The sequence below is a fragment of the Lactococcus garvieae subsp. garvieae genome (assembly GCF_029024465.1).
Lineage (GTDB): Bacteria > Bacillota > Bacilli > Lactobacillales > Streptococcaceae > Lactococcus > Lactococcus garvieae.
The window spans coordinates 823,930-838,044 of sequence record NZ_CP118950.1; the positions used below are offsets into that span (position 1 = coordinate 823,930).

A 14,115-nucleotide genomic window follows, 5' to 3' on the forward strand; every position below is an offset into this window, starting at 1 on the left:
TCTTTTTTATAGCAAATATTGTGCAAAAAAACACAAGCGCATTTCTTAAGAAAAATATAAAGCTATGCTACCATAGAAACATGACTATCTTACACAATAAAATTTCAAATAAAGAATTAAAAGAACGCTTAGAGGCTGAAACAGAGCCCCGTACAACTATTTCTTTTTATAAATACTTTAATATTGCTGACCCACAAGAATTTCGTGATAATCTTTACATGAAATTCGAGGATTTAAAAGTTTTCGGCCGTGTTTATATTGCGAAAGAAGGAATCAATGCACAAATCAGTGTGCCTACTCCTAATTTGGAAAAGTTTAAAACGACACTCTACCAAACAGCGCCAGAACTTGATGGACTTCGTCTGAACTATGCGATTAAAGATGATGGAAAATCTTTCTGGGTCTTACGCATGAAAGTCCGCAATAAAATTGTTGCAGATGGTATTGACGATCCAACATTTGATCCTTCAGATGTCGGGCATTACTTAAAAGCTGAAGAAGTGAACGAGAGGCTCGGTAAGGAAGACACAATCTTTGTTGATATGCGTAACCACTACGAATATGAAGTAGGACACTTCAAGGATGCTTTAGAAGTACCATCTGCAACTTTCCGTGAACAGTTACCAATGGCTGCAGATATGCTTAAAGACGATAAAGATAAAAATATTGTCATGTACTGTACAGGTGGAATTCGTTGTGAAAAAGCAAGTGCCTTTATGAAGCATAAAGGTTTTGAAAATGTTTACCACGTGGAAGGCGGAATTATTGAATACGCGCGTAAAGCCAAAGAACAAGATTTACCTATTGAATTTATCGGTAAAAACTTCGTATTTGATGAACGTATGGGAGAGCGTATTACAGATGATGTTCTCTCAACATGCCCACAATGTGGCGAAGCTTGTGACATGCACACAAACTGTAAAAATAAAGCTTGTCATTGTTTATTTATCCAGTGTGAAAATTGTGCAGAGCGCTTTGAAGGCTGTTGTTCACAAAGCTGTGTGGAAGAGCTCAGCTTATCTGATGAAGAAATCAATGCTTTAATTGCAGAGCGTGCAGCTGATCCAACATTCTTCACAAAAGGCAGAAGCTAAAAACAAAAAAGCAATCTTTTAAAAGATTGCTTTTTTTAATTGTTCCCTGAGTTCTGTTTCAAAATCAAGCACGCGCTCCAAAGATAAAGCAAAATCCGCATCGGCAATATTCATGCGGACGAAGAATTCCCCTGACTGATACCGAATCATAATATTTGGGCGCACTTTTTCATGCAGAGCATCCTGTGTCTGTTCATTTCCGTATATATACCAGAAATATTCAGTGGCTTCTTTTCTATGAAAATCAGCCTTTACCTGTAAAAGAATCGTTTTAAGTGGTTCAGAAAGTTGGAGTTCCTTTACATAGGTCCCCTCTTTATAAAGCGGAAGTCCGTCATACCAAAAGTGGCTACTCTGACCAAAGGTTTCTTCAGCAAGCTTATTCATAATCTTTCAAAACCCATTCGTTAATGGCATGCGCGACACCAGATTCAGCATTAGATTTTGTGACATATTTGGCAATTTTCTTCAGTTCTTCTTTACCATTGCCCATGACAACTGGGTTTCCAACAGCTTCCAGCATAGAACGGTCATTTTCTTGGTCGCCAATAGCCATTAACTCGTCCACATCTAGGAAGAGCTTTTTAGCTAAGTGCAGTACCGCATTCCCTTTGCTGGCTTTTTTATTCATAAATTCCAGATAAAATGGAGTTGATTTGACCATGTTATAACGTTCGAAAAATTCAAAAGGCAAGTAGGCGATGGCATTGTCTAAAACTTCAGGCTCATCAATCATCATTACTTTTGCAACTTCAAGTGCTGCAATTTCTTCAGGTTGACGGAAATAAAGGGGCATATTAACCAAGGAAGCTTCGTGAATAGTATATTTACCGATGTCACGATTACTTGTGTAGATTCCTTTTTTAGTGATGGCATGCATATGTACACCGATTTTACGAGCGGCAGCATCAATATCAAGAACATCCTCAGCCTCTAAGGTTTCCATGATAAATTCTTCGCCAGTCGCACGTTGCACTAAAGCACCATTATAAGTGATGACATAATCACTGTATTCCGTCAATTCAAGTTCTTCCAGAATATCATGAACACCCATAAGAGGACGCCCTGTTGTAATAACAACCTTAACTCCAGCTGCTTTAGCTTCAGCAATTGCCTGCTTAACTTCAGGCGTGATTTTACGTTCCGGGTCCAATAGTGTACCATCGATGTCAATAGCGATAAGTTTAATCATTTTATTTTTCTCTTTTCTAATTAAAGGTTGGTGTGCATAAAGATGATGAATTCAGGATTCTCCAACATAATTTTGGGGAAGTAGAAGCGGCTGTTCCCATGAATAGTGCCGGCTAAACTTGCCACAATAGGAGACACCTCGGAAAGCTCAATGAGGCTACCGTCTTTTTGTAAAATTTCAATCTGTGTTCGAGGTTTATTCGAGTTGGGACGATAAAAGTCATAAGGAAGATCGAAATTACTGTTTGTTCCCGTGAAATATTGCGGGTCAAAGCCAGCTTTTTCCACTTGATTGCGCAGTTTGTCCAAAAGCGGTGTATCAGAGTTAAAAAGATCCAGCTGTTTTTCTTGCCCCTGATTGTACTCCAAGGATTTTAAGAGGTGACGGTTGATATACATCTGAGCAAGTTTAGACAAGATGTCATCTTCGTTCGCCATCCAGGTTTGAAAATAAGTATTCATCACACCATCATCCAAGGCGAGATAATCGTGCAAAGTTTGTTTATTCTCAAAGAAAGGAACTAAACAGGGACTTGTTTGCGCAAAGTAATCGTGATTAAATTGGTATAAATATTTAGCACGTTTAAGCAAATTTTGGAGAATGACTTCCATGGAGCGACTTGCCGGATGGAAGTAAACCTGCATGTACATTTGGTAACGGCTCACGATGTAATCCTCAACGGCATGCATACCAGAAATTCTGAAGACAATGCCATCTTCATGAGGCGCGATCACACGCAGAATCCGAGTCAAATCAAACTGCCCATAAACTGCCCCAGTATAATAAGCATCTCTTAAGAGATAATCCATACGGTCCGCATCAATTTGACTGGAAATAAGTTGCACCACTTGGGGATTAGGATAATCATGGGAAATGACAGAAGCGACCTGCTCAGGAAAGTCAGGACTCACTCTGCGTAAAACCGCATTGATTTCAGTAGCTGGAGAGGTAATAATCTCACGTGTCATGGCTTCGTGATCTGTGCCAAAGAGGCCCTCAAAGGTATGAGAATAAGCGCCATGGCCAACATCATGTAATAAAGCTGCACACTGTGTAACTAAATTTTCTTCTGGATTCCAAGTTTCAGGATAACGCTTAGTGAACCATTCAGTGATTGTTTTAGCGATATGATAAACCCCCATACAATGAGAAAAGCGACTATGCTCGGCTCCGTGAAAAGTGTATGAGGAAGTTCCCAGTTGTTTTATACGACGTAAACGCTGGAATTCTGCAGTGTTAATTAAATCATAAATTGTTTCGTTTTCGACATGAATATAATCATGAACGGGGTCACGAAAAACTTTTTCGAGCTGTGCCATACAACCTCCTTTGCATTTTGCATGCAATTATCTTGATGTAATTGAACAAGTTGTGGTTTCAAGATAAGTTTTTCGACAAAGCGTCGTTAAGAAAGACTCTAACTTAATGAAAACTCTTGCATTACTGTAATATAATTATAACCGAAATTGACATAAATTGCCATTTTACTAATAAGGCAAGTTATAGTAAAATAACAGTTATGGAAATTATTATTCGGAATCGTATTGTTATTGATGGACAAGAAGAATTTATTCGTGAAACTTTTGAAGGGGATGTGAAAAAGTTAGGGAATAAAATTGCATTATATTATAAGAATGCTGAAGAAGAAAAAGTCTTGATAAAGTTTGATGACAAAGAGTTGAGCATGACTCGTTACGCTGAAAAACCAGTTGTCATGCGTTTTCACAAAGAACTTCCGACACACACTCTTTATGAGGGCTTAGGGCGTTTGGAGATTTTGACAGATGGTTTTCATATGAATGAAGAGTTAAAACATGTGAAGTTGAAGTACCGTTTAGCTCAAAATGATATCCCTATTGGGGAGTATCGAATGAGAATTGATTGGAAAATGAGTTAAAGATGAAAAAAATATTACTCCCTGAGGAACTGTACGACCAGCTGGAGTTGTCAGGTGAAAAGGAAATCGAAGTCGTTGAAAATAATAAAAATAGCTTCACCATACGTGCAAAAACACCCCACAAGAGAGAAGAGGCAGCGCGGGTCTTTCTGATCCCCACAGCGCTTAGTACACTCCTCTTTTTTGTTGCCAGTCAGGTAATGGGTCTGAGTCAGATTAAACTTTCAGGAACAGCTTCAATCTCGACGGGGGTTTTAGTTATTGCCAATACAATCGCTTTGACCTCCTTCATCATTGCTTTTATTAAGAAGCGCAAAGAGCTTTATCATACCATGTTGCCGCGCGTGTACTGGCGAACTTTTCCCTCTGTTATTCTTTCTGTTTTTATTATCGTCACGCTAGGATTAGTTGCCTTATTTTGGTTCTTGAACCAGCTTTTTTATGGCTTGAGTTTTGATGTTTTTACATCCATGTTGATTTTTGCAATCTTTTCTGGCATTTTAAATTACTTGTTAATTTTCGCTGTAGACACATTCTCTATCCAAATGATGATCAACATGCTTATTATGGTTTCTGTCGGTGGACTTGTGGCAAGTATGGCCGCCAACAATAACCAATACTGGTGGCAAAAGAACTTTAGCCTTTTAGGAACGAGTGAATCCAATACAAGCTTACAGTTTAATATGACTTTGGTTGTTTCGGCTGCCTTGATGATTGCTTTATTTGATTATATATTTGTATCGATTCGTGAAAAATTAGGACATCGTATACGATTTATGATTTTGCAAATCTTATTAACTTTATGTGCCATTTCTATTGCTTTAGTTGGCCTGATTCCTAATAATGGCGACGGTTTAGCGCACATTATGCACGATGTGGCAGCTCAGCTCATTGTCTTGTTTATGAGTTTATCAATCTTAGGCATTCGTTGGTTTTTACCTGACTTAGATAAAAACATGTACCGGATTTCTTATGGCTTGGCAGGTCTGATTGTTTTTGGTTATTTTTTATGGCATCCGTTCTATTATCTGAACTTAACTGCATTTGAAATTCTTTCCTTTAGCCTATCCTTTGCATGGATTATGCTCTTGATTAATACATTAGTAAGGATATTGTTTAATCCACGTGTTGTTTATCAAGTTGACATCGTAAAAGACGTAGAAAAAATCACAGAAAAATAAACTGTGGTTTTTTTAATATCTTAAAAGCAGAGCAGCTTTTTTTTACCTTAAGGAAAAGCTATGGTAAAATAAAGACGATAAGGGAGGTCAAAATGAAAGAAGTAAAAGTATTTTATAATGAAAAATCAGGAAAAAATGACGAAAACGAAGTATTAAATACAATTAAAAAAATTTTTGGAAAAGAAGAAAACAAAGCCTCTCATGTGGAATATATCAATCCAGATAGCCCAGAAGATGCCGTACGTTTAGCTAAAAAAGCAAGTCAAGAAAACACAGATCTTGTAGTGGCCCTTGGGGGAGATGGAACGATTAATAAAGTGTGTGGTGGTGTATTTGAGGGAGGCAGTAAATCTATCTTAGGTATCGTTCCCAATGGTACGGTCAATAACTTGTCAAAATCACTCCATATTCCTCAGGATATAGAGGCTGCCTTACAAAATCTCAATGAGGGCAAGTTACAAAAATTTGATATTGCTAAAGTCAACGATGATTATATGATTTCCAGTTTAACATTAGGGATCTTGGCAGATATTGCTCAAAACGTGAGCAGCTCGGAGAAGAAAAAATTTGGACCCTTTGCTTACTTGAAGGATGCTTATAAAGTTATCCGCCATAATAAAAGTTATCGTATTGAGCTCAAATATAATGGCAAAACGAAAGCCTTAAAAACGAAATTATTATTAATTACGATGACCGATACGATTGGCGGAAGACAGGCCTTGTCCCTTGATGCTAAGGTAGACGATGGTCTTATCCGAGTATATTCATTGAAAGAAATTAATTTACTTAAAATTTTATTCCATCTTAATAAGTTACGCAAGGGCCAACTCGAAGATTTTATGGAAATTACTTATTTTGACACAGAACACTTAGAAATAAGTGCCCAATCTAATAAAAAACAAGACATTCCCTATTCAAGAATCGATGGAGATAAAAGCTCGCCGCTTCCGTTAGACATAACAGTATACCGTAAAGGTTTAACTACGGTAGTGCCTAAGTAAGAGGATTTGTTTAAGGAAGGTTTACCTTATATTCTTTGTAACGAAGCGACTGATGAATACTGACTTAATTTTTATTGATAAATAGAAGCAAAAAAGCTTGCATCCCACTTGAATTGAAGAATATTTTCTGTTATACTTATATAGTTGTCTTTGTGGTCTCCCATAAAGTACAACCGCACGAGGTACCGTTTAAGTAGCATAAGCTCACGGTCCAAGGCGAGTCTTACAGCCGTTTTACGGCACAAAATCTAACAAGGAGGAATCACAATGTCAAACTACGCAATCATCAAAACTGGTGGTAAACAAGTCAAAGTTGAAGAAGGACAAGTTATCTACGTTGAAAAACTTAACGTTGAAGCTGGTCAAACTGTAACTTTTGATGAAGTTGTTCTTGTCGGCGGTGCTACTACTAAAGTTGGTGCTCCACTCGTTTCAGGTGCAACAGTTGTCGGTGAAGTTGAAAAACATGGTAAACAAAAGAAAGTTGTTACTTTCCAATATAAACCTAAAAAACACTCACACCGTAAACAAGGTCACCGTCAACCTTACACTAAGGTTGTTATCAAATCAATCAACGCTTAAGGCATGATTGAAGCGGTTATCAGGACAAAGCGAGATAAAATAGTTTCCTATGAAATCTCTGGGCATGCTGAATCAGGTGAATATGGCCACGATGTGGTCTGTGCAGCTGTGAGTGTGTTGTCAATTACAACAGCAAACAATCTTTATGAAATGGCAAAGATTAAACCTATTGCCAACATGGAAGATGGTTATCTTTATGTTGAAATACCTTTGAGTACTCCTGAAAGACAAGGCGAATTGGCTCAAACACTTCTCCAAGCTTTTGAAAATGCTATGCGAGAAGTAACAAATAATTACAGCCAATACATTACACTTAAAATTGAAAATGGAGGGCAATATAATGCTTGAACTTAATCTGCAACTCTTCGCCCACAAAAAAGGTGGGGGTTCTACTTCCAATGGTCGTGACTCACAAGCTAAACGTCTTGGTGCTAAAGCATCTGACGGTGAACTTGTAAGCGGCGGTTCAATCCTTTTCCGTCAACGTGGTACACATATCCATCCAGGTGCTAACGTTGGTCGTGGTGGCGATGACACTCTCTTCGCTAAAATCGAAGGACACGTTAAATTTGAAATGAAACGTGGTAAAAAACACGTTTCAGTTTACCCAGCAGTAGCTAAATAATGGTAAACGAGTCTCTCTTCGGAGGGGCTTTTTTTTTGCAAATATAAAAGAAAATACACTGGGAAAGTCGCTCTTAATGGACAGATTACAGTAAGGAAAGAAGTATTCTGTTTTTATTATTACTTAAACATTTTTTAGTGTAAACATCTCTTTTCAACAACTTTTTTTGTCTTTTACTTTTTTAGACGTAAATACATTTTACTTTTCACCAAAAATATACTTTGTAGAATAGAAAACAACATTGTCTTATTATTCTGAAAAGAGAGTGTTATTTTCCCTTTCTGTAAGTTAAGCGCTTTATTTATGGTATATTTATTCTATAATTTTGAGTTGAAATGAAGGAGAAAACAATGAAAATTGCTGTAGTAAAAGACTTGAAACAAGGGGAAGCACGTGTCGGAATGACACCGGAAAATGTAAAAATTTTGGTAGAGGCTGGGCATACGCTCTATGTCGAAAATAATGCAGGTTTTGGTGCTGGCTTTCCCAATGAGCAGTATATCGCAGCGGGTGCCGAGATTGTTGAACGTGAAAAAGCTTGGGAAGCAGAACTGATGGTTCGCGTAAAAGAGCCCTTAGAGGAAGAATATCAATACCTTAAAGAGGGGCAAATCATCTGGGGATTTTTACATTTGCCTGCGAATAAAGCGTGTGTTGAAAAAATGATAGAAATGAATGTGACGGCTTTTTCGGCTGAAAATATTGCTGCAGATGGAATTTTTCCATTACTCAAACCTTTGAGTGCCATCGCAGGACGACGTGCCGTGAATATTGGACAATATTATTTGGAAAAACAACATGGGGGACAAGGAATTCTACTCCCAGGCATTCCCGAAAGTGGTGTAGAAGCAGGACATATCGTCATATTTGGTGGGGGGACTGCAGCGGAAAATGCAGCAGATATTGCTTTGAGTATTGGTTGTTCTGTTCTTATTTTAGAGCTTAGTGATACACGTATTCAAGAACTGGAAACACGTTACCTTGGTAAAAAACTGCAGGTCGTAAAGTCAACACCCGAAGCACTTGAAGAGCACATGAAAAAAGCAGATGTTTTTATTTCGACAATTCTGATTCCAGGTGCTAAACCACCTAAGCTTGTGAAGGAGTATATGGTACAGTCAATGAAACCAGGCGCTGTAATCGTTGATATTGCTATTGATCAAGGGGGAACAGTTGAAACTATTGATCATGCAACGAATCATGCAGATCCTGTGTTTACAAGACATGGCATCGTTCATTATGCGGTGCCAAATATGCCAGGGGCCACACCTCGGACTTCAACTTTGGTCATGTCGAAAGGGAATATAGAATACTTGAAAGGGATTGCCGACCATGGTTTAGAAGAAGCACTTAATCTTAGTGAGCCGTTGCGCTCTGGCATGAGTGTTTATAAAGGGAAAATAGTTTCGTCTGCGCTGGCTGATTCGATTGGCCTTCCTTATACAAAAATTAAGTAAAAAGCATTAGGGTCTCCCAATGCTTTTTTATTGCATGAAAGGTATGGAAGCGTATAAACCTTGAAATATGGTATAATGAGACAAAGATTATAAATAAAAGAACAGGAAGGTATTTGTTTGGCTAGACATTCCGTAGAATTTAAGTTGGAAAATCCAGAAGATGCAGTTTTACTTTTTGGTTCACAGGATAAAAATGCACAGTTGATTGAATCTCAACTTGCTGTTGATATAAACTATCGTGGGGAGCGGGTACAGATTTTTGCTGATAACGAAGTAGCACCTGAGCAAGCACGTAAAGTTTTACAGGCTCTTTTAGTTTTGATTTCTCGTGGGTTACCTGTCCATAGCTCTGATGCGATGATTGCAGTTAAAATGGTGCTTGAAGATAATATCGAAAATTTCATTACACTTTATGAAATTGAGCTCACTAAAGATGCGGTTGGGACACCAATTCGGTTAAAAAATGTGGGGCAAAAGCTCTATGTAGACAGTGTGAAACAGCATGATGTCGTCTTTGGCATTGGCCCTGCTGGGACTGGGAAAACTTTTTTGGCTGTCGTTATGGCCGTCCAAGCATTGCGTAACGGTCAGGTGAAACGGATTATTTTGACACGTCCGGCCGTTGAGGCGGGTGAAAATCTGGGATTCTTACCGGGAGATTTGCAAGAAAAAGTAGATCCTTATCTTCGCCCTGTTTATGATGCACTGTTCCAAATTTTGGGAAAAAATGCAACGGAACGTATGATGGAGCGTGGGATTATTGAAATTGCACCTTTAGCATACATGCGTGGACGTACTTTAGATGATGCCTTTGTTATCTTGGATGAAGCGCAAAACACCACAACGATGCAAATGAAAATGTTCTTGACCCGTTTAGGTTTCAACTCAAAAATGATTGTCAATGGTGATATTTCACAGATTGATTTGCCGGCTAAAGCCAAGTCTGGTTTGATTGACGCAAAAGAAAAGCTTTCTGGTTTAAATAGTATTGATTTTGTCTACTTTACAGCTAAGGACGTCGTTCGTCATCCTGTTGTAGCTCAAATTATTAATGCTTACGAGAAAAAAGGGGAGTAAGATGTCTGAAGGTTATGTTCTCGACTTACGTAAAGTTTTGGGCCCACGTCCACTTGTAGTTGCATGTGCCAGCATAATTATCTATAATGAAGAAGGCATCTTGCTGCAGAAACGTAAGGATACAGGGTGTTGGTCTTATCATGGCGGTTCAATCGAACCTGGAGAAACAGCAGAGGAAGCTGCCAGTAGAGAACTTTTTGAAGAAATAGGTTTGACTGTAGAGAACATGGAGTTATTTACGGTGTGTTCTGGAGAAGAACAGCATTTCTGTTATCCAAATGGTGATGAAGTTCATGTCGTGGATACTGTTTATGTCAGCCAGGATTTTTCAGGTCAAATGGTTTTTGAAGAAAGTGAAGTTTTGGATGCGCAATGGTTTGCCTTTGACCAGTTGCCAGAAAACATTATGCCTTCGACAAGAACACCGCTCTTAGAATTTGCGAAAAAAATGAGAGAGAACACCGAAAACATATAAGGGAAAAGAATGTATATAGAATTAGTTGATGAAACAGAAAAAGTTTCAAAAGAAATTATTGAGCAAACTGAAAAGTTATTAAGCTTTGCTGCAGATTATATAAATCTCGCCGACTCAAAAGAAATGTCTGTCACTTTCGTGGATAATGCGCGCTCACAAGAAATTAATCTGGAATATAGAGAGAAAGACGTACCTACGGATGTTATCTCGCTTGAATATAAACCTGATGAAGATGAGTTTTTCTTTGATGAAGATATGGATATTCCAGAAGAGTTGATGGATGAGCTTGATCCTTTTATTGGTGAACTCTTTATCTCAATCGATAAAGCTGCCGAGCAAGCAGCAGATTATGGACATTCCCTTGAACGTGAATATGGCTGGTTAGCTGTTCATGGCTTCTTACACATTAATGGTTACGATCATTATTCTCCAGAAGAAGAAGCAGAAATGTTCGGACTTCAAGAGGAGATTTTGACTGCTTATGGACTTAAGAGATAAAGAAAAAGATGTAAAAATTTTCAATAAGGAAGACTTTGCGGATGGCGAAGTCCCAGAGAATACGCAACGCAAACGTTGGAAAAATACAAATGTTATTTCCAGTATGGAGTTTGCAATAACAGGGATCTGGACAGCCTTTAAAGAAGAAAGAAATATGCGCAAGCATACGCTTTCTGGTGTGCTGGCTTTGATCTTGGGCGTTGCTTTACAAATTCAAGAATTTGAGTGGCTTTTCCTTTTCCTTGCCATCTTTTTAGTCTTTATGGCAGAGCTCTTCAATTCGGCTATTGAGAATGTGGTTGATTTGGCTGCAGATTATCAGTTCCATTTGCGCGCCAAAAGAGCCAAAGATATGGCTGCAGGAGCTGTTTTAGTCATTTCTGGTTTTGCCGTGATTGTTGCTGCGTTTATCTTCTTGCCTAAAATCTGGCACCTTTTCTTTTAAACTCAACGACATAAGGAAAAGGTTTTTATTTCCTGAGCTCCACCTTGTTTTAAGACAGATATCGCATGCTGGAGCGTTCGTCCGGTAGTATAAACGTCATCCACCAGTAAAATTTTATCTGGTACTTTTACCTTTGCTTTTAAAGTAAAGGTATTTTTGTTGTTAAGACGTTCAACTCTGGTAAGTGTATTTTGCGCAGGACCGTCTTCTTTTTCCAGAAGAGAATTAAAGGGAAGGGGCTGCAGGAGTGCCATGACCTGATTAAACCCCCTCTCCTGAAAACGTTGTTTACTCACGGGGATTGGAACAATTGTATAGCCTTTTTCTGCTTTGAAATATTGATGAAAAACATGATGTAGGCGATAATCTCCCATAAATTTATAACGACTAAAGAAGTCTTCCATAGCTGTATTATAGGTAAAGACGGCTTGATGATTGACTATAATTCCTTCCTTTTCCCAAATCTTGCAGTCAGAGCAGACATCCTTTATGCCTGTCTTATAACATCGGCTGCAATAAGGGGGAGTAATCAATTGAAACTGCTCGTGACAGCTTGTGCAAAGTCCAGGAGAAGGGTGTTTTAAGAGAAAAAGCTGATGGAAGGTGGGTTCAAGCGTGTACTTAGCATGGCAAAGTAAACAAATCATAGGAACCCTCCTGCTTTATTCATATTTCTGATATTCTTATAGGCTTCCAACATCGCTGTTGTTTTTCCTAGATGAAAGAAAAATACCTTACCCTCAGGTCTTTCGGTACTTCGACCTACTCGTCCGGCAATTTGGATGAGGCTTGATCTTGTGAAATTATAGTGGTGACTTTGAAACACAAAAACGTCAACCTTAGGGAAAGTTACACCACGTTCTAAAATGGTCGTTGAGACAAGGATAGAAATATTACCCTGACGAAAGCGTTCCACAGCCTCTAAGCGTTCAAGACTTGTTGACGCTACAAAAGCAATTTCTTCATGAGGAAAATTACTCTGTAAATCTTGGCAGAGTTTTTCTCCCTGTCTTATTTCAGGAACAAAGATAAGTAAGGGAAAACCAGATTCGCGTTGTTTTTTGACCATTTTGTAAAACTTGCTTTGCCAAAAAAATTGCGGGAGTACCAGAGGAAAACCATGAAAACGTCGTGGAAGCTGTAGCTTCTCGATTTGTCCTAATTTGACTTGTTTTTCCAAATTATCGGTGGTGGTTGCAGTAAGATAAATCAAGCTTGAAGAAGGTTTACGGGCTTGAGTCAGCGCAAAATAAAGCATTTCATTGTCTGGAAAGGGAAAGGCATCAACCTCATCAAGAATGAGTAAGTCAAAGGCATGGCGAAAACGCATAAGCTGATGTGTCGTTGCAATTACGAGTGGTGAGCGGCTGTATTTTTCACTCTTTCCGTGCAAAAGCGAGATGGGACAAGAAAAATCTCTCTTTAAGCGATGATAGAGCTCTAGACAGACATCAATACGCGGGCTAGTTAAACCAACAGCTTTTCCTTTTTTAAGAGTGTTATCAATGCTCTGATAAATCATTTCGGTTTTTCCTGCACCAGTAACCGCCTGTACCAGTACTGTTTTTTGTTGCTGATGCAATTTGACTAGGCTATCGGATACATGTTGCTGAGATGCTGTGAGTTTTCCCTGCCAGTTGAGAAAAGAAGCTGCTGAAAAATTCTCCTGTGGAAGGTGGTAAAGTTTTTCATCCGAGCGAACACGTCCCATTTGAATACAATGAGGACAATAATAAGCACCAACAGGGAGAAGGACCTCTTTTTTCTTGATCTTTTTGCCACAGCGGTTGCACATCATCACTGTTTTGGAAACATCTTGCATCCCATCAAAAAGTGTTGCTTTATCTGGAAGTTTCGTCAATTCTTTTTGTAAAAGGAGTCTACCATATAATTCATCCATACATTTAAGACGAAAAAAGTCGCATGTTTTCACTATTTTTGATAAAATTTATTTATGACAATTACCATAAAAAAGGACTTCATTGCAGAAGAAGAAATCAAAAAATCGCGCTTCATTTGCCATTTGAAGCGCGTTTATACTGAGGAAGAAGCCCGTGCCTTTATTTCTGAAATAAAAAAAGAGCATCATAAGGCAAATCATAATTGCTCAGCCTTTACTTTAGGAGAGCGTCAGGAAATCCAGCGTTCAAGTGATGATGGAGAACCTTCGGGAACGGCTGGTGTACCCATGCTGGAAATTCTTAAGAAAAGAGAAATTACCAACGTTTGTGCAGTTGTGACGCGATATTTTGGGGGAATCAAACTTGGAGCTGGTGGTTTAATTCGTGCCTATGCCGGAAGTGTAGGCCATGCTCTAGATCAGGTCGGTCTGGTCAAATTTGTCCCACAGGAGCAATTAATCTTGACTCTTGATTACGGAAATTATGACGGCCTACAGCGCTTTTTGAGTGCTCAAGGTTTAGTCATCTCAGAGAGTGAATTTCTCTCCGATGTTACGGTCAAGCTTTTTGTTGACTTGGATAAGGCGGAGCAACTTTTAGCTGATTTGATTGAACAATTCAGTGGAAAAATTTCCGGAGCAAAAGGGGAAAAGCAACTTGTAGAAGTTGATATTTAGAAAAAAGGGATTT

The 14,115-nt window shown here is 38.6% G+C and carries 18 protein-coding genes and 1 other annotated feature; of the genes, 13 read left to right on the plus strand and 5 right to left on the minus strand.

The features are described 5' to 3' along the window. The first annotated feature begins 80 nt into the window (after positions 1–80). Positions 81–1,094: an oxygen-dependent tRNA uridine(34) hydroxylase TrhO gene (gene trhO, locus PYW30_RS04115; RefSeq protein ID WP_042218671.1), complete on the plus strand. Its 1,014-nt coding sequence runs from the start codon at positions 81–83 to the stop codon at positions 1,092–1,094. 18 nt (positions 1,095–1,112) lie between these two features. Here trhO and PYW30_RS04120 read toward each other — a convergent pair whose 3' ends face one another. Genes PYW30_RS04120 through PYW30_RS04130 form a run of 3 tightly spaced genes read right to left on the minus strand, consistent with a single transcriptional unit; the run spans position 1,113 to position 3,605 of the window. Beyond that, positions 1,113–1,481, minus strand: a complete 369-nt coding sequence (locus PYW30_RS04120) for a hypothetical protein (RefSeq protein ID WP_042218672.1) — start codon at positions 1,479–1,481, stop codon at positions 1,113–1,115. Continuing rightward, entirely contained in the window at positions 1,474–2,286 is an 813-nt protein-coding gene (gene yidA, locus PYW30_RS04125) for a sugar-phosphatase (protein WP_004257982.1), read from the minus strand. The genes PYW30_RS04120 and yidA overlap by 8 nt, the downstream gene beginning before the upstream one ends. Before the next feature lie 20 nt (positions 2,287–2,306). Further along, complete coding sequence (locus PYW30_RS04130) at positions 2,307–3,605, minus strand: HD domain-containing protein (RefSeq protein ID WP_042218674.1); 1,299 nt, start codon at positions 3,603–3,605, stop codon at positions 2,307–2,309. 200 nt (positions 3,606–3,805) lie between these two features. Between PYW30_RS04130 and PYW30_RS04135 the strand changes: the two genes are divergently transcribed. The 11 genes from PYW30_RS04135 (at position 3,806) to PYW30_RS04185 (ending at position 11,524) form a co-directional block, all read left to right on the plus strand. Continuing rightward, positions 3,806–4,183 carry a YwiB family protein gene (locus tag PYW30_RS04135; protein ID WP_004257976.1) on the plus strand — a complete coding sequence of 126 codons (378 nt, stop codon included), beginning with the start codon at positions 3,806–3,808 and terminating at the stop codon, positions 4,181–4,183. 2 nt (positions 4,184–4,185) lie between these two features. Then, positions 4,186–5,364 carry a DUF998 domain-containing protein gene (locus PYW30_RS04140; protein WP_004257973.1) on the plus strand — a complete coding sequence of 393 codons (1,179 nt, stop codon included), beginning with the start codon at positions 4,186–4,188 and terminating at the stop codon, positions 5,362–5,364. Between the two features lie 92 nt (positions 5,365–5,456). Further along, positions 5,457–6,365: a diacylglycerol/lipid kinase family protein gene (locus PYW30_RS04145; protein WP_042218676.1), complete on the plus strand. Its 909-nt coding sequence runs from the start codon at positions 5,457–5,459 to the stop codon at positions 6,363–6,365. 161 nt (positions 6,366–6,526) lie between these two features. Continuing rightward, positions 6,527–6,599: a sequence feature (ribosomal protein L21 leader region), on the plus strand. A gap of 33 nt (positions 6,600–6,632) precedes the next feature. Further along, entirely contained in the window at positions 6,633–6,947 is a 315-nt protein-coding gene (gene rplU, locus PYW30_RS04150) for a 50S ribosomal protein L21 (RefSeq protein ID WP_003136338.1), read from the plus strand. A 3-nt stretch (positions 6,948–6,950) separates the two neighbouring features. After that, on the plus strand, positions 6,951–7,295 hold the full coding sequence (locus PYW30_RS04155) for a ribosomal-processing cysteine protease Prp (protein WP_042218679.1): 345 nt from the start codon (positions 6,951–6,953) through the stop codon (positions 7,293–7,295). Beyond that, positions 7,288–7,572 carry a 50S ribosomal protein L27 gene (gene rpmA, locus PYW30_RS04160; protein ID WP_004257956.1) on the plus strand — a complete coding sequence of 95 codons (285 nt, stop codon included), beginning with the start codon at positions 7,288–7,290 and terminating at the stop codon, positions 7,570–7,572. The genes PYW30_RS04155 and rpmA overlap by 8 nt, the downstream gene beginning before the upstream one ends. Positions 7,573–7,922: 350 nt before the next feature. Continuing rightward, positions 7,923–9,029 carry an alanine dehydrogenase gene (gene ald, locus PYW30_RS04165; protein WP_042218682.1) on the plus strand — a complete coding sequence of 369 codons (1,107 nt, stop codon included), beginning with the start codon at positions 7,923–7,925 and terminating at the stop codon, positions 9,027–9,029. 117 nt (positions 9,030–9,146) lie between these two features. After that, positions 9,147–10,106: a PhoH family protein gene (locus PYW30_RS04170; protein WP_004257953.1), complete on the plus strand. Its 960-nt coding sequence runs from the start codon at positions 9,147–9,149 to the stop codon at positions 10,104–10,106. Between the two features lies 1 nt (position 10,107). Beyond that, positions 10,108–10,581 carry an NUDIX hydrolase gene (locus tag PYW30_RS04175; RefSeq protein WP_004257950.1) on the plus strand — a complete coding sequence of 158 codons (474 nt, stop codon included), beginning with the start codon at positions 10,108–10,110 and terminating at the stop codon, positions 10,579–10,581. 9 nt (positions 10,582–10,590) lie between these two features. Then, positions 10,591–11,079, plus strand: a complete 489-nt coding sequence (ybeY, locus tag PYW30_RS04180) for an rRNA maturation RNase YbeY (protein WP_042218684.1) — start codon at positions 10,591–10,593, stop codon at positions 11,077–11,079. Next, on the plus strand, positions 11,063–11,524 hold the full coding sequence (locus tag PYW30_RS04185; RefSeq protein ID WP_042218685.1) for a diacylglycerol kinase family protein: 462 nt from the start codon (positions 11,063–11,065) through the stop codon (positions 11,522–11,524). Before ybeY ends, PYW30_RS04185 begins: the two co-directional genes overlap by 17 nt. A gap of 2 nt (positions 11,525–11,526) precedes the next feature. Here PYW30_RS04185 and PYW30_RS04190 read toward each other — a convergent pair whose 3' ends face one another. Continuing rightward, positions 11,527–12,171, minus strand: coding sequence for a ComF family protein (locus tag PYW30_RS04190; protein WP_042218687.1), 645 nt, complete (start codon positions 12,169–12,171; stop codon positions 11,527–11,529). Then, positions 12,168–13,424 (minus strand): ATP-dependent helicase ComFA, encoded by a 1,257-nt coding sequence (locus PYW30_RS04195; RefSeq protein WP_042218689.1) that lies wholly within the window; start codon positions 13,422–13,424, stop codon positions 12,168–12,170. The genes PYW30_RS04190 and PYW30_RS04195 overlap by 4 nt, the downstream gene beginning before the upstream one ends. A 54-nt stretch (positions 13,425–13,478) precedes the next feature. Here PYW30_RS04195 and PYW30_RS04200 point away from each other — a divergent pair, with 54 nt between their 5' ends. Then, positions 13,479–14,102 carry a YigZ family protein gene (locus PYW30_RS04200; protein ID WP_042218691.1) on the plus strand — a complete coding sequence of 208 codons (624 nt, stop codon included), beginning with the start codon at positions 13,479–13,481 and terminating at the stop codon, positions 14,100–14,102. Positions 14,103–14,115: the final 13 nt, after the last annotated feature.